This window comes from Bifidobacterium reuteri DSM 23975 (genome assembly GCF_000741695.1).
Lineage (GTDB): Bacteria > Actinomycetota > Actinomycetes > Actinomycetales > Bifidobacteriaceae > Bifidobacterium > Bifidobacterium reuteri.
Genome location: NZ_JGZK01000005.1, coordinates 191,001 through 210,782, shown reverse-complemented (window position 1 = coordinate 210,782; position 19,782 = coordinate 191,001). Strand labels below are relative to the sequence as shown.

Here is a 19,782-nt window from a genome sequence, read left to right as displayed (position 1 = left end):
CGTTGGCGGGAAGCGGCTTATCTCGATTGCCTGCTATTCGGCTGTTGCCTTATCGGGGTTCAGCGTCAGGCTTCGGCCTTCTTGACGTTTTCAGGAGTGTCGATCTCGAACACGCCGTAGCTCCAGCCGTGACGGTGATAGACCACGGACGGACGACCGGTGTCCTTGTTGACAAACAGGAAGAAATCGTGTCCAATGAGCTCCATTTCGTACAGCGCCTCGTCGATGCTCATCGGCTCGGCGATGTGCAGCTTGCGGCGGATGACGATCGGCGTATCCCCAACCTGGACTTCCACGGATTCGCCAGGGCCAAGATCGGAGGCGACAGCGGCAGCCGGGCTGTTGTTCGGTTCTTCATCGGCCTCCTCGACCTCCGGCTCCGGAGCGGCGGCACCCAGATCGACCGGCACCGGGTTGGTGTATCCACGACGATGATCCTTGCGGCGATCGCGGGTACGACGCAGGCGAAGCGTCAGCTTGTCGAGCGCCATGTCCAATGCGCTGAACTCATCCGTGCTGGAGGCTTCGGCGCGAACCACGGTACGACCCGCGATAACGGTGATTTCCACGCGCTTGGCGGTGTCTGCCTGACGCGGGTTGCCCTCATGGGTCAGCACGATCTGCGCGCGCTGTGCATCCGGGGCGATTGCGGTCACACGATTCATCTTGGACTCGACAACATCACGGAACCTTTGCTTGATCTGTGTGTGACGTCCGGTAACGACGATTTCCATGTTGACCTCCTAGTGACTCAAGCGGTTTCACCCGCTATATGTGGGTCCAAACGGCAACATCACCGCTTGGATACGTTTCATTGTAGACGAACAATGCGTAAACAATCGGCAACGCGCCCGACTGCTCGCTCAAAGCAATATGTTTGTTTCCACAAACCTTCGTGAAACAATCCGCTCTATAAGCTGGACACTAAGCTGGACACAGCGCCATCGGCAAAACGGGAAAAGATGATATGAGACCCCTTATACCCCGGGTTCTGTCGTGCCGCGCGAATGCGCTGCACGGATGGCCATCCATCTCGACCTGACGTCGCCGACAGGCTCTAGCAGCCTACCCGATGACACGGGCGAGCAGCCCTTACCGCCATCTGCTTGGCCTTGCTCCCGATGAGGCTTGCCATGCGGCCTGCTGTTACCAGCGGCCCGGTGGTCTCTTACACCGCCGTTTCACCCTTACCCGTCGAGGACGGGCGGTCTGTTCTCTGCTGCGCTATCTCTCAGGTCACCCTGGGCGGACGTTATCCGCCATCGTGCTCTATGGAGCCCGGAAGTTCCTCAGCCGATCCCAATGAAGATCACGGCCGCGGCCATCAAGAGGTCTCAAGCCTGTAATTATACATACGGCATGGAGAAGAATCCGGGAATCGCTTTCGTGCGATACAACCGACGAAAACAACCTCCATCACGTACCGTCGAGAGAGCCATCCCGCTGGCTGCCCCCAACGACCGCTCCAACGGAGCGAACGGCTCACCAGGCATCGAACTATCCCAGCAGCTCGGCAGCGACTTCGCGCAGGATAGCCGGGTTGTGCCCTTTGCGTCCACCCGCGGCCCAGAAGCGACGCTGACGCACCTGCCGGTCGAGGCCTTGCGTCTTGCGCGCCACACTACGCCCCAATTCCCACGCCGCTTCCTCGAACACGCCGTTCTGTTCGGCCTCCTCGGTCACCTGCGACGCCAGCATGCGATCCACGCCTTTGCGGGCAAGTTCCATGGCTGCGCCGCGCCGCCCCATCATGCGGTTGGCGCAGATCCGGACCACCGATTCGGCGTACTCGCGGTCATCCAGCAGCCGCACTTCAATCAGCCGTGCTATCACCCGGTCTGCGACGTCTTCGGCATATCCTTTGCCGACGAGACGGTCTCGCAATGCCCCGGATGACCGGGGAGCGGCATCGAGCAGCCTCAACGCCGCCTCCCGGCATGCGTCCTCATCCTCATTCGGGGCATTCGGAGCCTGCGCATCAGCCGACGCCCCGCCGGCTGATGCGCTCCTGTGGCATCTTTCCGAAGCACCACCGAACAGTGAGTGTCGTAAACAATCCGGGGCCGATGACACGGCAGACGCCTCAGCTTCAGCTGTTCCTGCATTCCCTGGTACAGCATGTCCGAGGACGGCAGGATTGCGCTGAAGGAATTCAGCGGCATCGATCATCGCGCGTCAGACCTTCGCGGTGGCGTCTTTGGCCGCCGTCTGGGCAGGTTTCTCCGCGGTCTTGTCCGACTTCTGCCGTGCGGCCGCCGCCTTGCTGTCCTTGGCCTCATCGGCGGCAGCAGCCTCGCTTGCAGCAGCAGCTGCCGCGGCCTCCTCGTCCTCTGCGAACTGGTCGGATGGCGCGATAAGGCCGAACTGGGCCTTGACCTTGTTCTCGATCTCCTCGGTGATCGTCGGGTTGTCCTTGAGGAACTGCCGGACCTTCTCACGCCCTTGGCCGAGCTGGTCGCCCTCATAGGTGAACCATGAGCCAGACTTCTTGACCACGCCTACCTGCTGAGCCATGTCGATGACCGACCCTTCACGGGAGATGCCCTCGCCGTAGAGCATGTCGAATTCAGCGGACTTAAAGGGAGGAGCCATCTTGTTCTTGACCACCTTGACTCGGGTGCGGTTGCCCACGGCCTCGTCCCCGTTCTTGATGGTCTGGATACGGCGGATGTCCATGCGCACCGAAGCGTAGAACTTCAACGCCTTGCCGCCGGTGGTGGTCTCGGGGTTGCCGAAGAACACGCCGATCTTCTCACGCAGCTGGTTGATGAAAATGGCGGTGGTCCCCGCCTGGGACAGCGCGCCAGTCATCTTGCGCAACGCCTGGCTCATGAGCCTGGCCTGCAGGCCGACATGGCTGTCTCCCATATCGCCGTCGATCTCGGCCTTCGGCACCAATGCCGCCACCGAATCGATGACGATGACGTCCAATGCGCCGGATCGGATCAGCATGTCAGCGATCTCCAACGCCTGCTCGCCGTTGTCCGGCTGGGAGACGATCAGCGAATCGGTGTCCACGCCCAGCTTGCGCGCATAGGAAGGGTCAAGCGCGTGCTCGGCGTCGATGTACGCGGCCACACCGCCCTTCTTCTGGGCGTTGGCGACAACATGCAATGCCAATGTGGTCTTGCCGGAGGATTCGGGACCGTAGATCTCCACAATGCGCCCCTTGGGCAACCCACCGATGCCCAGCGCCATATCAAGCGCTAGCGAACCGGTGGGAATCACCTCGACGTTCTGTTCCGGCCTGTCACCCAGACGCATCGCCGAACCTTTGCCGAAGCTCTTCTCGACCTGCGCCAACGCGGCATCCAGCGCGGCCTTGCGCTTGGGATCGAGCTCGTGTTCGGCAGCACCGGTTGGTTGCGGTGCCGACTTGGTCTCCTGTGCCATGATCTTCTCCTTATCGAAGTCGTAAGCGGTTGGTCACTCCCACCGTATGCAAGAGCAACCTCATGCGGCAAGCCCGACGGACCTCTGTGGTTCCAGCTTCGTGGCCCATGCCCCTCCTCAGAGCGACAGCCCTACTGCCGTAAGGCGTTACTTCAGGTCAGCGCCGCCATGCACACGGTTGTGGCTTCATCTCACTGTGGATAACTATAGAGCAACATACGAACATCTGTTCGAATTCTTGTGCGACACGCCGAAAACACGCCTCATGCGGCCGGCATCGGTGGAGCATTGTGGTCGTGCCCCCAGCGCCTCGAATCAGGAACTTCCATCTGATCGCATAGCACGTTCCACACCACCCGCGGTTCTTCCCCAGCGTCGAGCGCCTCAAGCACCGTCATATTCGCCAATTTGGGCATGCGCTGATCGCGGGCCAGCGAGCGGCCATAGCTGCGGCCGAACACCTCTTCGAGCAATTCCCAGAATTCACGTTCACGCATACCCGAAAGTGTGCCACGACCCGGCGAATATCCGGCAACATACAACAGGGCCTGTGACGAATACCACCGTCACAGGCCCCACAGCAGCCTCACAAATGATTACCGCTCATTGACCGAGTCAAGATAGTCGGCAACCATGCGCAGCATCTGTGCAGTGCTCACACCAAGCGAATCGGCTATGGAGCTCAGCAGTTCGGAGCTGGCCTCCTTTTGGCCGCGCTCCACCTCGGAGAGGTAGCCGAGAGAGACGCCTGCCTTCTCGGACACCTCGCGCAACGTGCGACGGTCGCGTGTGCGCAAATCGCGGAGCACGTGACCGATAGCCTCACGCAGCGACACGTCATGCGCTTCGGATTCGGCAGCTACGTTCTGCACAGCCGCAGGGCGGGACTTGGCGTATCCGGCCTCCTCGTCCTGCCACATACGTTCGCGTGCTGCCGCACGTTCATCGCGGGCCTTCTTCGCGGCCTGTGCCTTCAATACCTGCTGCTGCGCGAACATCACCGCGCGGCGCTGGGCCGGGGTGAGTTCCCGCATACGGGCAACGCCCGGCTGCACTCGCATCGGGTTCTTGACGGCAACATCCATCTGCTCATCCGCCCGCGTCATCGTTTCCATCGCCTTAGCCCCCTTCCAGGCCTGTTCAGTGTTTCCATACAGTTCAACACCATGCACCACGGGTTTTATTCCTGAAAAGTTGCTGTAAATAGACTCAGGTTTTGCTTAAGGCGTGTATCGCATCGGTCATTCGCCGGTGAAACGGCCACCGAAACCGCAACCTAGTATCCCGCATCACTAATTCGTTGAATATATGAGGCTCCCCTTGTCAGGGGAGCTAGCCCGCGAAGCGGGACTGAGGGGTAGTGAATTAATCAACGAACTTATGGCGCAGGATACTAGCCCAGACCGATGCACCGAATCATTCCCGGAACAGGCAACCCAACTATCCGAGCCACGCACGAAGCCGCTCGAGCACATGCAGCACGGTGGCATGGCGGACATCCTCACGAGTGCCCGAAAGCCGCAATTCAACCGCCTCGACATGCTCGGCTCGATCCGCAGCAACGTCTCGCGGTATGCGGAACCCCACATATACCAATCCGGCCGGCTTGTCGCCATCAGGGCCGGGACCCGCCACACCGGTGGTGGATAGCCCGATGACACGGCCTGCATAGTCCGGCTGGTCATACAGCCTCGCCGTCGCCACCGCCATCTGGCGGGCCACTTCGGGGTGCACCGCCCCCTCGCGGTCGAGCAATGCCTTGTCAACGCCAAGGATGGATGCCTTGGCGTTGATGTCATAGGTCACCGCCGACCCCAGAAACACGCGGGATGCCCCAGGAATTCGCACGAAGGCGTCCGCGAGCAGACCACCGGTCAGCGATTCGGCGCAGGCGATTTTCACACCACGTGATTCACAGATCGCCAATACGGCTGCGGCAAGGTCATCGGCATTCATCGTTCAGCGCTTGTTCGGGGCCACGAAGGTGTTGTACAGGTACACGCCACCGGAGTACAGGCAAAGCACCAAAGCCACATAGATCACCGTGTAAGTCAGGAAGTAGTAGGCGGTGAGCCACAGCGGAGTGGTGGCACTGCCGTCCAGAGCCCACATCGGCAGCAACAGCATGGACAGGCCCACGCACTGGAACACGGTCTTGAGCTTGCCGGGCCATGCGGCGGCGATGACCTTGCCACCCGGACGCTCCATCACGAAGAAGCGCATCACGGTGATGCCGATCTCACGAATCAGGAACAGAATAGTGACCCACCAACCAAGTTCTCCGAACACGGAGCACACGATCATGGCACCGCAGGTCAGCAGCTTGTCCGCAATAGGGTCCATGAGCTTGCCCATTTCGGTGACCTGATTGTATTTGCGGGCCATCCAGCCGTCGATCTTGTCGGTGGACGCCGCGATGATGAACAACACCGCCGCAATCCAACGGAATGTCAGGTTGTCGGCGCCCCATTCACCGGCCAGAGCGTCCAGCACCAGAAAGATGATCACCAGCACGATGCGCGAATAGGTGACCAGGTTCGGCGCCGCGTTCCATCCGTCGAAGATGGAGGCCTTGGGTGTGCCCTGCTTGTCCATTGCTTCATTAGTCATAATGTTCACGTTACCCCCATACTTCTACGTTAGGTAAAGGGAAGCTGAAAGCTGCTCTGAAAAGCCGAGCCGTTACTCGCCGAGCTCGCCCTGGGCTGGCTGGGAAGGGTTCAGCGAGCTGGTCTCGCCGCGGATGAACGCGAGGACCTGCGGCAGGTCCTGGGGCTGCACGAGGACCTCACGGGCCTTGGAGCCTTCGGACGGGCCCACCACGCCACGGGTCTCGAGCAGGTCCATGAGACGGCCTGCCTTGGCGAAGCCCACGCGCAGCTTCCTCTGCAGCATCGAGGTGGAACCGAACTGGGAGGTGACCACGAGCTCGGCGGCCTGGAGCAGCACGTCCATATCGTCGCCGATCTCCTCATCCGGCTCCATGCCGTTCTTCTTCTCCGCCTCCTTGGCCATCTCCTCGATGTCCTCGCGGTATCTCGGCTTGCGCTGCGTGCGCACGAACTCCACTGCCTTGCGGATCTCCGATTCGGACACCCACGACCCCTGCACACGAATCGGCTTCGCGGAGCCCATCGGCAGGAACAGGGCGTCGCCCTGTCCGATCAACGTTTCGGCACCGACGGTATCGAGGATGACTCGCGAATCGGTCGCCGAAGACGTGGCGAACGCCAGACGCGAGGGGATGTTGGCCTTGATCAGGCCGGTCACCACGTCCACGGACGGGCGCTGTGTGGCGAGCACCAGATGCACGCCGGCGGCTCGCGCGAGCTGTGTGATGCGCTGGATGGAGCTTTCCACATCGTTCTTGGCCACCATCATGAGGTCGGCCATCTCGTCGACCACCACAAGGATGTACGGGTAGGGTGCCACCTTGCGTTTGGAGCCCAGCGGCGCATGCACCTTGCCGGCGCGCACGGCCTCGTTGAAATCCTTGACATGGCGGAAGCCGAAGTATTCCAGGTCGGAATAGCGTGAATCCATCTCCTTGACCACCCATTCCAGAGCCTGTGCGGCCTTCTTGGGGTCGGTGATGATCGGAGTCAGCAGATGCGGGATGCCGGCGTACGCGGACAGCTCGACACGCTTGGGGTCCACCATGATCAGGCGCACCTGCTCAGGCGTGGCACGCATGATGATGGACGTGAGCATCGAGTTGATGAAACTGGACTTGCCGGAACCGGTGGCGCCGGCCACCAGCAAATGCGGCATCTTGGTCAGGTCGGCGGTGACGAAGTGCCCCTCCACGTCCTTGCCGATACCGGTGAGCATCGGATTCGGGTCGCCCACCGCCTTGTCGGAGCGCAACACGTCGCCCAGATGCACGATTTCGCGGTCCTCGTTCGGGATTTCGATGCCGATAGCGGATTTGCCGGGAATCGGAGACAGGATACGCACATCCGAACTGGCCACCGCGTACGCGATGTTGCGCTGCAGATTGGTGACCTTCTCCACCTTGACGCCGGGACCGAGCTCGACCTCGTACTGGGTCACTGACGGGCCACGCAGGAAGCCCACCACCTTGGCATCCACGTTGAACTGTTCGAATGTGGAGGTCAGGGCCCGAATCACACGGTCATTAGCCGGAGTGCGCATGGCATGGGGCTGGCCTTTGGCGAGCAGGTTCAGGTCAGGCAACTGGTAGGGACGATTCGCGTCGTCATCGGTGCCGGTTTCGCCATCCGCAACCGCACCGGACTGTCCGACGCCGCTGCCATCCGCGTCGGCCCCGGCATAGGGAGCGGTCGCATTCGCGCCAGCGGCCGCGGCACCTGCAGCGACAACAGCCGCGGCTCCGGCAGCCTGCAAGGCACTGGGGGCCCAGGGGTCATTGTCCGCTGTGGTACCGGACGGCATCGCTGTAGTGCCGCCGGAACCGCCCGCAGTACCGGAACCGCCCGCGCTGGAAGGCATGGCCACTGTGCCGCTGCCGCTGGCGACCACCCGTGGCAGAACGGCGCCGGCCGCACCAGACAGGACGGGCACGGTGCCTGCAACAGTCGCGGCATCGGCCGCATCATCGGCGAACGGCGCGTTACCTGCCACATGAGGACGGCCATCATAGGAGGAGGACGCAACCGTGCGCCCTCCGTCATGTTCCCCGAGAATCTCACCGGTGGAGGGATCCACCACCGGTGTTTCGGCGGTGGCCCCATGCCGGCTCGCCGCCCGGTCGAAGGGGTCGTCGGCGGCATACCGGTCAAGCGTCTTGTCGCCCTCGTCTTTGGGCTTGCGACCGAAAAGCCGTGTGAAGAAACCAGGCTTGGACGGGGATGGGTTTTCCCCTTCTTCTTCGTCGTCGCCGTCATGGGTCGGCACGCCATCCGCGAACGCCAGCGTAGTGTCGCCGACACGCACCTCATTGGGGAACTGGCTGCGCTCATCGTCGCCGTCATTCGAATCCTGGCCCTTGGGAGCATAGGGCTTGCGCTGGATGAACGCCATCAGCTTGCGCGCATCCTCCGGCAGATCGGTGACGTGGGTGCCGGTGATCATCATGACGGAGAACAGACCGAACACCACGAACACCACGATGGCGAACGCGGAGGACAGCCCCCACGCCAGCGGCGAGCCCAAGAAGAACCCAAGCAGACCGCCGGCGGATTGCAGCACGGTGATATCGAAGCCGGGATGATTCGCGGCGAGGGCCACATCGATGATCGAGCAGATGGACCACATGAGCAACGCCCAACCGGTGATCACGCGGGGATTGCTGGAACCATAACCAGAGTTGCGCATCAGACGGATGGCCACAGCGGCCAGCAGCACCGGCAGCACGATGCTCATCACACCGAGCACGCCGGAGGCCAAGGCATGAAGGAACCGACCGAACGGCCCATTGACGCGGAACCATTCTGAAGCGCAGAAGAGGATGGCGAGAACGAGCAGCATGAAGCACAACCCGTCACGCCGATATGCCGGGTCGTATTCCCCCACACCGGCGATGGCGCGGACACCCGAGCCCAGCGCACGCGGGATGGCGAGCAGGAGCTTATGCCATAGCGGTTCAGGCTCCGCATCGAGTTCCGGCTGGACTGCGGTCTCCCCGTCATGCGTCGAGGTGTTGCCACCGCCACGGGTCTTGCGGGATTGTGTGCTATTGGAGGATGCTGTACGTGCCATATCGCGTCTGATTCTACATGTACGGGGGTTCATGTCGCCGTATGACATGTTTCATGGCTTATCATGGGTTCCATGACACCCGCAGAGCGTGCGAGCGCAGTCGCATTTGCACTCAGGAACTGCGCACTGGAGGCGATGACGCCGGGCGAAGCGACGATGCGCGCCGCAGCCGCCTATGAGCAGGGCGTCCAGGATGTGAGCCATCTCATCGACGTGGCCGACGAGCAGACGGCCATGCGCCTGAACATCCTTGGGCCGAATGGCGAGAACCGTCTGTCAGACGGCAGCCTTGACGATCATGCCGCGAACCGTGCCGACGCGGTCTTTGCGCGCACGGTGCTGCTGGCGGAACGGCGTTGGAATCCCTCCGGCGATCTGGATGAGCTTGTGGCGATCCACCGCGGCCTGTTCGAGGGAGTGTTCGATGACGCCGGGAAACTGCGTACATCGAACACCACGCGCGAGATCACCAACGACCGCGCCCGCGCCAACAATCCCGAGGCCTTTTTCCCTGCCGGGCTCATAGAGACCGGAGCGCACAACATCGCGATGGAACTGGCGGACAACCGCAATCTGCATGCCCTGGACAGGGAAGTGTTCGTCCAAAAGTTCTCGGTCATATACGACGAGCTGGGCTATCTGCATCCGTTCCGCGGAGGCAACGCGATGGTACTGCGCATCTTCGGCTCCCGTCTCGCGCATGACGCGGGATGGGATCTCGACTGGGGCATGGTGACACGCGACATATATCGCACGGCCAAGCATACGGCGTATCGTGGGGATATCTCCGCATTCGAGCGCATGTTCGAGGCGATGCTGCGTCCAGCGAATCCGACGCGCGTGTTTCTGATTGCCGGTTGGGACCAGGGTCCTGCGCACTGAATACATGCGGCCTTACGGCTGCGATCTTTCCCTCAGTCAGCTTCGCTGACAGCACCCTCGTCAGAGGGAGCCAGAGCAGGGAGCCAGAGTGTGGTGTTTCAGGCGGCGGCGATGTCCCCAAGATGGTGTTGCACATAGGCATCAGCCTGAGCATCGATGGGATCGTAATCGCCAGCATCGGCATGGGCGATGATGGCCATCGCGTTGTCGACAAGCTTCGGATTCAACGCCTGAAGCCAATGGATGCGTGGATCACGGCCGAACCAGCCCATCTGTTTGCGTGCAAGACGCTTGGTCTTCTGGGCAATGTCGGCGAAGGCGTCGTATTCGTCCCAGATGCCGTCCAACAGGTCGATGATCTGCTGATAGCCGAGCGCACGCACGGCGGTGGCACCAAGATGCGGGCGTAGGCGCCACACCTCCTCCACGAAACCGTTGGTCATCATCTGCTTGGTTCTCAGATCGATGCGCCGATCCAGTTCCTCACGGCTCAGGTCCAAACCGATCTGCACCGATGGGATGACATACCGATACCGCGGAAGACTCGCCGAGTATGGTTGTCCTGTAAGCTCGATGACCTCCAACGCCCGTATGGTGCGACGGGGGTTATGCGGGTCCATTAGCGCAGCGGCCTCAGGATCCTTGGCTTTGAGTTCGTCGAACAACGCGCCTGAGCCCTCGGTCTTCTCCCTCTCCTCATATTTCCTGCGCACGTCGGGGTCGGTGCCGGGGAAGGTGATGTCATCGATGGCCGCCCGCGCATACAATCCCGACCCGCCGACGAGAATCGGCCTGACGCCACGCGATTGCAAGTCGGCGATGGCTTCGCGGGCGAGCTGTTGGAAACGGGCCACGCTCATCGACTCTTCGGGATCAATGATGTCGATAAGATGATGCGGCACCGCAGCCTGCTCTTCGGCGGTCGGCTTGGCGGTGCCGATATCCATGCCGCGATACATCTGATAGGCATCCGCGTTGACGATCTCGGCCCGTTCGCCTTGCGCCGCCAGTCGTTGGGCGATGGCGATGCCGAGACCTGTTTTGCCCGAAGCGGTCGGGCCGACGATACTGACCACTCGCGGCGTGATGTGTGTTTCTTCCTGCACAGTCTCTCTCCCTAAACCAGCTCTGCGTCCAATCCCTGATCACAGGAACCTTGGTTGCACCCTGATGTCGAAGCAATCATAGAGATCGCAGAGCGCCGGACGTATGTCTTCAGTGGCGAACGGAATAGGTCTGTCCCGCGGCGGAATCGGGGTCCGCCAGCAGATTGTGCCGTCCGGCGTGGGTCACGGTCACCGTCACGAAATCGCCGATCTCCGGCACCGGCTGTCCCTCCGGCACGCCGATATGCACCAGCACCCCGGTTCTCTCGCGCCCGGTGACACGATGCGTGTCATTGTCCTTTTTCCCGAGTTTGCCGGTGATCATCACCTCGACGTCGCGCCCCACGAAGCTTTCCATGTTTTCCTGGGTGATCTCCTCCTGCAAGGCCACCAGACGGTCGAAGCGCTCCTGCACCACGTCACGGGGGATCTGAGGCATGGAGGCCGCCGGCGTGCCGGGTCTCGGCGAGTAGATGAACATGAATGCGGTGGAGAACCGTGCCTTACGCACCACGTCCAACGTGGCTTGGAAATCCTCCTCGGTCTCGCCGGGGAAGCCGACGATGATGTCGGTGGAGATCTGCGCGTCCGGCATGGCGGCGCGGATACGGCCGAGGATGTCGAGGAACTTGGCGGAACGATACGACCGGCGCATCGCGCGCAGGATGCGGTCCGACCCCGATTGCAGGGGGAAATGCAGCTGGTGCATCACGTTCGGGGTCTCGGCCATCGCGGCGATCACATCATCGGTGAACGCCGCCGGATGGGGCGAAGTGAACCTCACGCGCTCCAGCCCCTCGATGTCACCGCAGGCGCGCAGCAGTTTGCTGAAGGCATAACGGTCGCCGATGCCGTAGCCATAGGAGTTCACGTTCTGCCCAAGCAGCGTCACCTCTTTGGCCCCATTGGCCACGCACCGGCGGATTTCCGCGAGCACATCGCCAGGGCGACGGTCCTTCTCCTTGCCGCGGGTGGTGGGCACTATGCAGAAGGTGCACGTGTTGTTGCAGCCCACGGAAATCGCCACCCAAGAGCTGACGCGGGATGCGCGGGCGGCTGGCAGGTCGCTCGGGAATTCCTCGAGCTTGTCGCTGACCCGCACCTGGGGCTTGTCGGTGATGCGGTTCTGCTCCAGCAGTCTGGGCAGATCCTCGATGTTCTTGGTGCCGAACACGGCGGCTACCCACGGCTTCCGCTTCGCGATCGTCTCGCGGTCGAGCTGGGCCATGCATCCACCCACGGCGATCTGCAGGTTCGGCCGCTGCATCTTGATGCGGTTGAACAGGCCGATCGTGCCGTACATGCGTTCGGCGGCGTTCTCCCGCACCGCGCAGGTGTTGAGCACGATCACGTCGAAATCATGGGAATCGATCTGTTCCTGGGTGGCCGGCACATATCCATTGGCCTCAAGCACGCCGGCGATGCGTTCGGAATCGTGCACATTCATCTGGCATCCGAGCGTATGGATATGGAATACGCCCTTGCCGCGCTCCCCTGCTGCGATTTCCGCACCGTCAGCCTCAATCGAGGCGCGCTCCGCCTCGGTCATCATGTCTTCATTCATAAGGTGCGATTCTATCCAGTGGGTTCGTCATGGAGACAAACACTCGACAACTGCGTGGCATGCCCACATCCTGCGGCATCGAAGCCGCCCGCCCCGGACAGGATCGGACAGCATAGGGCAGCATCAGACAGGATCCTGTCCGGTATTGGATACATAGACGAATACGGGAGACTTGTGGATGCCTGTGGGCCACGACCGGAAAAGCATGTGCGACTTGAGGAGATTGTGCGCCGGCATTCAGGCCACGACAAGCAGGAACGGTATATTGGTGGTCGTGATACTTGACCGTCATAACCGTCTCAACACCGCCGACCTGAACGCCCGTCTGAAGATGCTCGACCTGCCCGGAGGCAGCTTCGACGCCGATCAGATCACCGAATTCATCGACCTGATGCAGGTCTACGAGGGAGCGATGTATGAGATCAGCACCAAACTGGAGATTCTCGACGACGAATTCCAGGTGCGTTTCAGCCATGATCCGATTCACCACATGGAGCGCCGCCTGAAATCGGTGAACTCCATCATCGGCAAGCTGGAGCGCAAAGGGCTGCCCGTCAGCGTCAACGCCATCAAGGACAACCTGTTCGATGTGGCGGGCATCCGCGTGATCTGCAATTACCGAGATGACGTCTATTCCGTATCCAACTATCTGTCTTCGCAGTCCGACATCCAGGTGCTCCGCGTCAAGGACTATATCAAGAAACCCAAGCAGAACGGATACCGTTCGCTGCACGTGATCTACGCGGTGCCGGTGTTCCTTTCCTCGGGCGCGCATTACACGCCCGTGGAGGTGCAGTTCCGCACCATCGCCATGGATTATTGGGCGTCACTGGAGCATGCGCTCCGATACAAGACCGACCTGCCGGACACCAAGCTCAACGAGCATTCGCAGACGTTGCTGGACTGCTCGCGCAGCCTGCAGAACATCGAGGTGCAGATGCAGAACATCCATCGCGACATCAATGGCGCGCCTCAGGTGGGCGAAGCACCGAAGACCTCGGATTGATGCGCAGGCAGGATGGCGTGGACAGTGGCGTGGACATAGGACATCATGAAGCGACTCCGGCCGACCAGATACAGCACTTCCACCGCCGAAACCGCACTCAGGAATCGCTTCCGTCACGGAACTTCGGGAGTTTGGCGGGGGCTTGGGCCAGCAGCGTGCCGAAGAAGATCAGCGCGCAACCGAGGTAGCCGCGCGGGGTCATGACCTCGCCGAGGAAGATCGCACCACCAACGGCCGAGAAGAACGATTCGAGGCTCATCAGCAGGCTCGCCCGCGTGGGCGGCACCCACTGCTGCCCCACCGCCTGCAAGGTGTAGGCAATGCCCACCGATCCAATGCCGGCATACAGAATCGGCAGCCAGGAATGCGCCGCCCCGACCCAATCCACCGAGCCTTCGATCATCGAGCCAATCCAGCTCAGGACCGCAGTGGTGCAAAACTGGCCGAACGACAGGACAATGGCGTTCACCTTGGAGCCTAGCGTGTCGATGATGAGGATATGGGCCGCGAACAGCACGGCAGTGAACAGCAACAGGATGTCCGCAAAGCCTATGGAGCCGAACCCGTCGGTGACGCACAGCAGGTAGAAGCCCACGACTGCAAACGCCACGGCCGCGCCGACCAGAATGCCGATACGACGGCGGAGGAACACGAAAGCCAGCAGCGGCACCATCACAATGTACAGGGCGGTGAGGAATCCGGCCCGACCGGCCGATTTGCCGTAGAGGATGCCGTATTGCTGCAGGGTGCTCGCGGTGAACAGCACCACGCCGCACAACACGGAAACCACGATCGGATTGGCGAGCCATGCCGCCCAGAACGGCACGGCGTGTGTGCCATGCGAGGATGCGTCTTCCGACGTATCCGGCGATGCTGAAACAGGTCGCCCGGAGTCAGCATCCACGGCGGCGACGGACGATCCCACACGCCCCCGCCAGCGCTGCCAAATCAGAATCGGCACAAGAGAGAGCGCGCCCAACGTGAATCGACTGGCGTTGAAGAACAGCGGCGACATGGAATCCATGCCCTGCACCTGCGCCACGAACGCGAATCCCCAGATCAGCGCGGTCAACAACAGGCAGAACATGCCCATAAGCTCTTGTCTTCTCATGGGGCACCAACCTAACTCGCGTTTGTGTCGGGCATGAAAAAGCCCGGCCACATTGTGGTCGGGCTTGCCATGTGTCGCGCTGCAAGTGCACACGTCAGTGCACGCGTCGCATCATCGGTTGTCCGTCAGTCGCGGTTGCCGAGCAACTGGAGGATGTAGAGGAACATGTTCACGAAATCGAGGTACAGGTTCAACGCGCACAGGATGGAGATCTTCTTGACCATCTCCGGACCCTGCGCCTCATATTCGGTGAGCAATGCGCGAGTGGACTGCGCGTCGTAGATGGTCATGCCGGCGAACAGCACCAAGCCGATGGCGCAGACGATCTGCGTCATGCCATCGACCTGCAGGAACATGAGCACGACCTGCGAGATGATGAGCACGATGAGGCCGACCATGAGAATCGGACCGGCCTTGAGCATATTGATCTTGGTGGTCATGCCGAACATGGTGAGGGCGAAGAAGAACGCGGCGGTGATACCGAGCGCCAGGCCGATGGAGCCGAGGTCATAGACCATGAAGATGGAGCTCAGCGTGAATCCCATCAGTGCCGCGTACACGTAGAACATGACACGGGCGGTGGAGGACTTCATCTTGGTCACGCGCATGCCGAGCACCACGGCGAGTGCGACCTGTGCCACGCACAGGCCGATGAGACCGATCATGCCGGTGGCCATGAGGAAGCTGTAATAGGCGCCGGTGACCTGTCCGGCCACAGCCACGATGGCGGTGACGATCAGGCCGATGGTCATCTCGCCATAGACCTTGCTGACGGAAACGCGTCGCGCCTCTTCGACGTTGTAGGTCATCGTGGTGTTGATGGCGGCCGCGCCTGCGCCGGCACCTTGCGGCTGCGCGTACTGGTACTGCTGCTGGACGTTCTGATAGTTCATGCCGAACTGGTGTCCGCCCTGGGGAGCGCCGTAGTTCTGTCCGTATCCTGCCTGCTGGGCGGCGTTGTAGTCGGGGGTATTGTATTGCGGGTTGTACTGCCCGTTGTTCTGGGGCTGCTGACCGAATGTCATATTCGCTCCTTCATCTGTTGTTCCAGAACCAATCCTAGCCGAACAAACCTGAACGTTCCATGAAATCCCTCGTCTTAGGGCGAAACGTCGCTGTTGTCCGCCGCAGGCCGCGCAGCAGCACCAATCCCGCCTTCCGAAAGCGGATGGCGGGATTGGCGTAACGCCCCATCGCGAAAGAGATCGGTCATTCATTGAGATGCTGGATGGCGTAATCCGCTTCCTCGGCGGTGAATTTCTCCCCGTTCTCGCTGGTGAGCTGGTCTCGAATAGCCTCAGGCGACATGGACATGGTCTCCTGATAGTTCTTCGCCTTGGCCAGCGCATTCGCGTTCCAGTCCGCCTTGACGTTGTCGACGGCATATTGGGCGGCCTCGGCGGAGAACTTCTCACCGTATTCGCTGGTGAGCTGATCGTAGATGCCCTGCTTGGACATATGCATGACGGTCGCGTACGATTCCGCCTTCTTCAACGCGGATCGGTATTCGGCAGGCACGTCGGACTTCTGATCGGCACCGCCATTGTCGGCACTGTCGGTACCGGTGGAACCGGTATTTGTGGAGTCCTTGTCCGAACCAGCGTTATTGGTCGCGTTCTGGCTGGAGCTGCTCTGCGAGGACTGCGTCCCCGTCTGCCCAGATGCCCCTCCCATTTGACTGCCGATGGCCGCAATCACCACGATAATGACAAGCCAGAACCACCAACGCTTCCAGATTGGCTTTTTCGTTTTGGTTCCGGATGCCGATTGAGCCTCGTCTTGATGTGCCATGACGCTCTCCTTTCCTCAACTGCACCATTGCGGCGCAATGTCTTCCCGTTGATTGAATCGTTTTCGACGTTACCGTTCGACGGTCGCCGAAGGTAGTGGACGAATGGTCAGAGTCCTCTGCCCGGTCGGGCAATTTGCCGGGCATGGTTCCGCCCTGGCGTCCAGTGGCGGCAGGCTGGGACAGGCCATACAGTGGTATCCATGACTGATCGAAACGTTGCAGGTACGCAGCCGGAAAGAAAAGTACGCCACCGGATTTCGCCAAGTCGAAGAACAACGACTACGTCCAGACCTCAACCGGATGAGGTGCCTGTGATCACTAAGCGATGGTGCTCGGCGACCATGGTGCCATTGGCCAGTTTCATGTGTCTGTCGCAGACCTCGTTCTTTTCGAGGAATTTCGATCAGGATTCCGCCGGGTTCGTGCTGGTCGTCATATGTGTATTGGTCGCATTGCCGTCCGGTTTTCTGCTGCTGGCGCGCAACGAGTATCCGGAAGCGACATTCTGGATCTCCTGCATACTGGTCGTGGTGTTCCCGTTCGACTCATTGATCGCCTTGATGGCGATGACATCGTTGCTGGCCCGTAGAACCGACCGACACACGACCATACGGGCCGTCGCTGCGGGCACCATAGTAACGCTGATCAGCCAGTTGCGGGACGCCTTCCAACAACCTGACGCATCCATATGGCACTTGTTCTTCGCCGAACCGGATACCGGCGGCGATTCAGGTGAGCCGATTGTCATGATGGTGGAGGAACCGACCGTGGTGATCAGCGCGGCGGTGGCCTCGCTGATTTTCGTGGCCATCGCCGTGCTCATCGGCCTGCATATCCGGTCGCGCGCCAGCCTGCGCACGGCGAACGCGATGGCCGATGCAGCCACCACCCAAGCGGCGACATTGCAAAGCGATCTTCACAACCAGCAACTCGCCGACGCGATCGCCGCCGAAGCCCATGACACGCTTGCCCATTCGCTGTCCCTGATGGCGTTGAACGCCAGTGCACTCAAGGCGGAGGCTGACAGACTCGGAGACACGCCTGAGGCGAAGGCCTTGGCGGACAAGGCCGAAGACATTCGCCGCCAGTCGGCTGGAGCGTTGGACGAGGCGCATGCAATCATCGACATGCTGCGCAACCCGCAACAGGCGTGGGAGCAGCTCGCCCCATCCGACAACACCGCTTTGACCCGTGAATCATTGGACGCGTTGATCACCGATACGCGCAATTCCGGCACCTCGCTCAACACGTGGATCGATATCCAGCAGCTGAGTGCATTGGATGAGGCCATCAGCAAGGCCGCCTACCGGGCGATCCAAGAAGGATTGACGAACGCGCGGCGGCACGCCCCCGGCATGCCGGTCTCCTTGGAGGTCTCCGTGGCTCCGCAGTCCGGCGTGCACATCCATATCAGCAATCCGATGCCCGATACCGCTACCGATACCGCTACCGACAAAGCCGCTCACCGAGCAGGTCATGGCGCAGGGCTGCCCGGTCTTGCGGCCCGCGTGCATGCGGCAGGCGGACAATGCCGGTATGGCGTGGACGATCGCCACCTGTTCCACGTGGACGTGCAGTTGCCGTGGCGCAGCTAAGATGTCTTCTGTGAGCGAGAAGAACGGCAGTACCATATCCGCCGCACAGTCGGTGCCGGACGATGGCGCGCAGACTGATGCCGAAAGCATCGGGACAAGGCCGATCAGGGTCAGCATCATCGACGACGACCCGATGATCTGCCAAGCGATGAGTCTGATTCTGAACGATTATTCCCACGGGCGAATCGTGGTGGCTTCCTCATCCACCGATGGTGAGACGTGCGTGCGCCGAGCCGCGCTCGAACATCCGGATGTGGTGCTGATGGACATCGCCATGCCCGGAGTGGACGGCATCGAGGCGACCCGCCAACTGCGAGCGCTCTCCCCTGCTCCGCATGTGCTGATTCTGACTTCGCTGAGTCCCTCCGGCACCGTCGAACGTGCAGTGGAGGCGGGTGCCGAAGGATTCGTATCGAAGACCGACGCCCCGGACTGCATCATCCGCCGCATCATCGGCGTATGCACAGGCGAGCCCCAATTCAATGACGGTCAGCCAAAAACAGCTGATCGACGGCTTGAGCAAGTCGCGTCCCCAATCGCGCAGGGACGAGGCGCGGGCATTGCTCGATGCATTGCCCGACCGCGAGCGCGAGGCCGTGATGCTCGCGGCGGAAGGCTATACGAACGCCGAAATCGCCTCCCGGATGTTCATCTCGGAACGTACCGCCAAGGCGCATCTCTCCTCGGCCGCCGACAAGCTCGACATGGGCCGCGTGCAGATGGCCCGATTGGTGGAGCGCGCCGACCTGCCGGCACGATTGTAGGCTTTATATAGGCCGCGTCTCTTCGGCGGATTGCCTGAGTACGCTCCCGTTCCTGCACAATGGCCTCTCCCAGTCGGATTCCGCCGCAAACGCCGCACACGGTATCGCAGCACAGTGCAATTCCGCCCCTGGGCATAAGGCATAATGAAACACATGCAAGAACTTGAGCATGAGACCGCAACGATTCGCCCTTTGCAGCGAGACGACCACCCCGCACTGATCGATCTGGTGCGACGCACTTGGTATGCCGACTTCAGCGAACGTATCGGCATGCTCGCGGCCGAGGCCGACTGGGAGAACTGTCTGGCCCGAACCACCAACGCCTATACCGCAGTGGTGGATGGCAAACCGGTCGCGCTGATTCTGGGCCGCATCGACTCACGTGAGACCCGGAACCGATGCAATACGCATGCCCGCAGGTATCTCCGTCTTCTGGGCGGACTCATGCGCTCCCGTGAAGGCCTGCGTGCAGCCCATGAAATCGTGGGCATCCTTGCCTTGGACCGGATGCTGCGCAGTCGGGCTTCGCGGTCCGGCCATGATTATGCCGCCGAAGTGGTGCTCTTCGCGCTCTCACCTGAAGCTCAAGGCCATGGTCTGGGCAAGCGTATGTTCCGGAGGATGCTCGATGATTTCCGCAGGAGCGGCATGACGAAGTACTTCCTGTTCACGGACACCTCCTGCAATGTGGGTTTCTACACCCATCATGGGCTCGAGCGGATCGCGTCCATCGACCTGGACGCATCCCGATACCATCATGACGATATGTCCTTCTATCTCTATGAGGGCGCGGTTCCCGAGCACGACTGACGCTGCGGAACCGTACTTGCCACGGAGCGCTCCACAACACAAACCGCATCGCCGGCATACGCGCGGATACCGCCCCC

The 19,782-nt window shown here is 61.2% G+C and carries 17 protein-coding genes, 1 other RNA gene and 1 pseudogene; 5 read left to right on the top strand and 14 right to left on the bottom strand.

What is annotated here, in order from left to right:
- Nucleotides 1–65 precede the first annotated feature (65 nt).
- The 9 genes from hpf to BREU_RS06145 all read right to left on the bottom strand — a co-directional run bounded on the left by hpf (nucleotide 66) and on the right by BREU_RS06145 (nucleotide 9,075).
- On the bottom strand, nucleotides 66–734 hold the full coding sequence (gene hpf / locus BREU_RS06180; protein ID WP_044088861.1) for a ribosome hibernation-promoting factor, HPF/YfiA family: 669 nt from the start codon (nucleotides 732–734) through the stop codon (nucleotides 66–68).
- A 230-nt stretch (nucleotides 735–964) separates the two neighbouring features.
- Nucleotides 965–1,337: RNase P RNA component class A (gene rnpB, locus BREU_RS11290), an RNA gene on the bottom strand.
- Between the two features lie 160 nt (nucleotides 1,338–1,497).
- Complete coding sequence (locus BREU_RS11565) at nucleotides 1,498–2,169, bottom strand: regulatory protein RecX (protein WP_081886578.1); 672 nt, start codon at nucleotides 2,167–2,169, stop codon at nucleotides 1,498–1,500.
- A 6-nt stretch (nucleotides 2,170–2,175) separates the two neighbouring features.
- A complete protein-coding gene (gene recA / locus BREU_RS06170) occupies nucleotides 2,176–3,393 on the bottom strand; it encodes a recombinase RecA (RefSeq protein ID WP_044088860.1) in 1,218 nt (405 codons plus the stop codon).
- Nucleotides 3,394–3,656: 263 nt separating this feature from the next.
- Nucleotides 3,657–3,890, bottom strand: a complete 234-nt coding sequence (locus BREU_RS06165) for a DUF3046 domain-containing protein (RefSeq protein ID WP_044088859.1) — start codon at nucleotides 3,888–3,890, stop codon at nucleotides 3,657–3,659.
- A gap of 99 nt (nucleotides 3,891–3,989) precedes the next feature.
- Nucleotides 3,990–4,508 carry a helix-turn-helix domain-containing protein gene (locus BREU_RS06160; RefSeq protein ID WP_044088858.1) on the bottom strand — a complete coding sequence of 173 codons (519 nt, stop codon included), beginning with the start codon at nucleotides 4,506–4,508 and terminating at the stop codon, nucleotides 3,990–3,992.
- Nucleotides 4,509–4,833: 325 nt separating this feature from the next.
- The gene (locus tag BREU_RS06155; protein WP_044088857.1) at nucleotides 4,834–5,349 is read right to left on the bottom strand and encodes a CinA family protein; all 516 of its coding nucleotides are present in this window, start codon (nucleotides 5,347–5,349) and stop codon (nucleotides 4,834–4,836) included.
- Between the two features lie 3 nt (nucleotides 5,350–5,352).
- A complete protein-coding gene (gene pgsA, locus BREU_RS06150) occupies nucleotides 5,353–5,988 on the bottom strand; it encodes a CDP-diacylglycerol--glycerol-3-phosphate 3-phosphatidyltransferase (protein ID WP_044088856.1) in 636 nt (211 codons plus the stop codon).
- An 87-nt stretch (nucleotides 5,989–6,075) separates the two neighbouring features.
- On the bottom strand, nucleotides 6,076–9,075 hold the full coding sequence (locus tag BREU_RS06145; protein WP_044088855.1) for an FtsK/SpoIIIE family DNA translocase: 3,000 nt from the start codon (nucleotides 9,073–9,075) through the stop codon (nucleotides 6,076–6,078).
- A gap of 135 nt (nucleotides 9,076–9,210) precedes the next feature.
- Here BREU_RS06145 and BREU_RS06140 point away from each other — a divergent pair, with 135 nt between their 5' ends.
- Nucleotides 9,211–9,957 carry a Fic/DOC family protein gene (locus tag BREU_RS06140; protein ID WP_044088854.1) on the top strand — a complete coding sequence of 249 codons (747 nt, stop codon included), beginning with the start codon at nucleotides 9,211–9,213 and terminating at the stop codon, nucleotides 9,955–9,957.
- A gap of 98 nt (nucleotides 9,958–10,055) precedes the next feature.
- On the opposite strand, the gene miaA is transcribed toward BREU_RS06140, so the two are convergent.
- Both miaA and miaB read right to left on the bottom strand, forming a co-directional pair.
- Nucleotides 10,056–11,045 (bottom strand): tRNA (adenosine(37)-N6)-dimethylallyltransferase MiaA, encoded by a 990-nt coding sequence (miaA, locus tag BREU_RS06135; RefSeq protein ID WP_044088917.1) that lies wholly within the window; start codon nucleotides 11,043–11,045, stop codon nucleotides 10,056–10,058.
- Between the two features lie 127 nt (nucleotides 11,046–11,172).
- On the bottom strand, nucleotides 11,173–12,627 hold the full coding sequence (miaB, locus tag BREU_RS06130; protein ID WP_044088852.1) for a tRNA (N6-isopentenyl adenosine(37)-C2)-methylthiotransferase MiaB: 1,455 nt from the start codon (nucleotides 12,625–12,627) through the stop codon (nucleotides 11,173–11,175).
- A gap of 265 nt (nucleotides 12,628–12,892) precedes the next feature.
- On the opposite strand from miaB, the gene BREU_RS06125 reads away from it, so the two are divergent.
- Entirely contained in the window at nucleotides 12,893–13,633 is a 741-nt protein-coding gene (locus BREU_RS06125; RefSeq protein ID WP_181162268.1) for a GTP pyrophosphokinase, read from the top strand.
- Nucleotides 13,634–13,730: 97 nt separating this feature from the next.
- Here the strand turns inward: BREU_RS06125 and BREU_RS06120 are convergent, their stop codons facing one another.
- The 3 genes from BREU_RS06120 to BREU_RS06110 form a co-directional block, all read right to left on the bottom strand.
- On the bottom strand, nucleotides 13,731–14,720 hold the full coding sequence (locus BREU_RS06120) for a DMT family transporter (protein WP_081886592.1): 990 nt from the start codon (nucleotides 14,718–14,720) through the stop codon (nucleotides 13,731–13,733).
- A gap of 149 nt (nucleotides 14,721–14,869) precedes the next feature.
- Nucleotides 14,870–15,769: a Bax inhibitor-1/YccA family protein gene (locus BREU_RS06115; protein WP_044088850.1), complete on the bottom strand. Its 900-nt coding sequence runs from the start codon at nucleotides 15,767–15,769 to the stop codon at nucleotides 14,870–14,872.
- Nucleotides 15,770–15,953: 184 nt separating this feature from the next.
- Nucleotides 15,954–16,535 carry an Ltp family lipoprotein gene (locus BREU_RS06110; RefSeq protein WP_044088849.1) on the bottom strand — a complete coding sequence of 194 codons (582 nt, stop codon included), beginning with the start codon at nucleotides 16,533–16,535 and terminating at the stop codon, nucleotides 15,954–15,956.
- A 342-nt stretch (nucleotides 16,536–16,877) separates the two neighbouring features.
- Here BREU_RS06110 and BREU_RS06105 point away from each other — a divergent pair, with 342 nt between their 5' ends.
- The 3 genes and pseudogenes from BREU_RS06105 to BREU_RS06095 all read left to right on the top strand — a co-directional run bounded on the left by BREU_RS06105 (nucleotide 16,878) and on the right by BREU_RS06095 (nucleotide 19,705).
- On the top strand, nucleotides 16,878–18,131 hold the full coding sequence (locus BREU_RS06105; protein WP_081886577.1) for a sensor histidine kinase: 1,254 nt from the start codon (nucleotides 16,878–16,880) through the stop codon (nucleotides 18,129–18,131).
- 133 nt (nucleotides 18,132–18,264) lie between these two features.
- Nucleotides 18,265–18,895: pseudogene (locus tag BREU_RS06100) on the top strand (response regulator).
- A gap of 153 nt (nucleotides 18,896–19,048) precedes the next feature.
- Nucleotides 19,049–19,705 carry a GNAT family N-acetyltransferase gene (locus BREU_RS06095; RefSeq protein WP_238567017.1) on the top strand — a complete coding sequence of 219 codons (657 nt, stop codon included), beginning with the start codon at nucleotides 19,049–19,051 and terminating at the stop codon, nucleotides 19,703–19,705.
- Nucleotides 19,706–19,782: the final 77 nt, after the last annotated feature.

What these genes read in the sequence shown, in the direction of transcription:
- BREU_RS06160 (WP_044088858.1), bottom strand. Translation starts at nt 4,508, where the DNA reads ATGGAAACGATGACGCGGGCGGATGAGCAGATGGATGTTGCCGTCAAG.
- recA (WP_044088860.1), bottom strand. Translation starts at nt 3,393, where the DNA reads ATGGCACAGGAGACCAAGTCGGCACCGCAACCAACCGGTGCTGCCGAA.
- BREU_RS06095 (WP_238567017.1), top strand. Translation starts at nt 19,049, where the DNA reads ATGCAAGAACTTGAGCATGAGACCGCAACGATTCGCCCTTTGCAGCGA.
- BREU_RS06140 (WP_044088854.1), top strand. Translation starts at nt 9,211, where the DNA reads ATGACGCCGGGCGAAGCGACGATGCGCGCCGCAGCCGCCTATGAGCAG.
- BREU_RS11565 (WP_081886578.1), bottom strand. Translation starts at nt 2,169, where the DNA reads ATGATCGATGCCGCTGAATTCCTTCAGCGCAATCCTGCCGTCCTCGGA.
- hpf (WP_044088861.1), bottom strand. Translation starts at nt 734, where the DNA reads ATGGAAATCGTCGTTACCGGACGTCACACACAGATCAAGCAAAGGTTC.
- BREU_RS06165 (WP_044088859.1), bottom strand. Translation starts at nt 3,890, where the DNA reads ATGCGTGAACGTGAATTCTGGGAATTGCTCGAAGAGGTGTTCGGCCGC.
- BREU_RS06110 (WP_044088849.1), bottom strand. Translation starts at nt 16,535, where the DNA reads ATGGCACATCAAGACGAGGCTCAATCGGCATCCGGAACCAAAACGAAA.
- miaB (WP_044088852.1), bottom strand. Translation starts at nt 12,627, where the DNA reads ATGAATGAAGACATGATGACCGAGGCGGAGCGCGCCTCGATTGAGGCT.
- BREU_RS06115 (WP_044088850.1), bottom strand. Translation starts at nt 15,769, where the DNA reads ATGACATTCGGTCAGCAGCCCCAGAACAACGGGCAGTACAACCCGCAA.
- BREU_RS06120 (WP_081886592.1), bottom strand. Translation starts at nt 14,720, where the DNA reads ATGTTCTGCCTGTTGTTGACCGCGCTGATCTGGGGATTCGCGTTCGTG.
- BREU_RS06105 (WP_081886577.1), top strand. Translation starts at nt 16,878, where the DNA reads ATGGTGCCATTGGCCAGTTTCATGTGTCTGTCGCAGACCTCGTTCTTT.
- BREU_RS06155 (WP_044088857.1), bottom strand. Translation starts at nt 5,349, where the DNA reads ATGAATGCCGATGACCTTGCCGCAGCCGTATTGGCGATCTGTGAATCA.
- BREU_RS06145 (WP_044088855.1), bottom strand. Translation starts at nt 9,075, where the DNA reads ATGGCACGTACAGCATCCTCCAATAGCACACAATCCCGCAAGACCCGT.
- pgsA (WP_044088856.1), bottom strand. Translation starts at nt 5,988, where the DNA reads ATGGACAAGCAGGGCACACCCAAGGCCTCCATCTTCGACGGATGGAAC.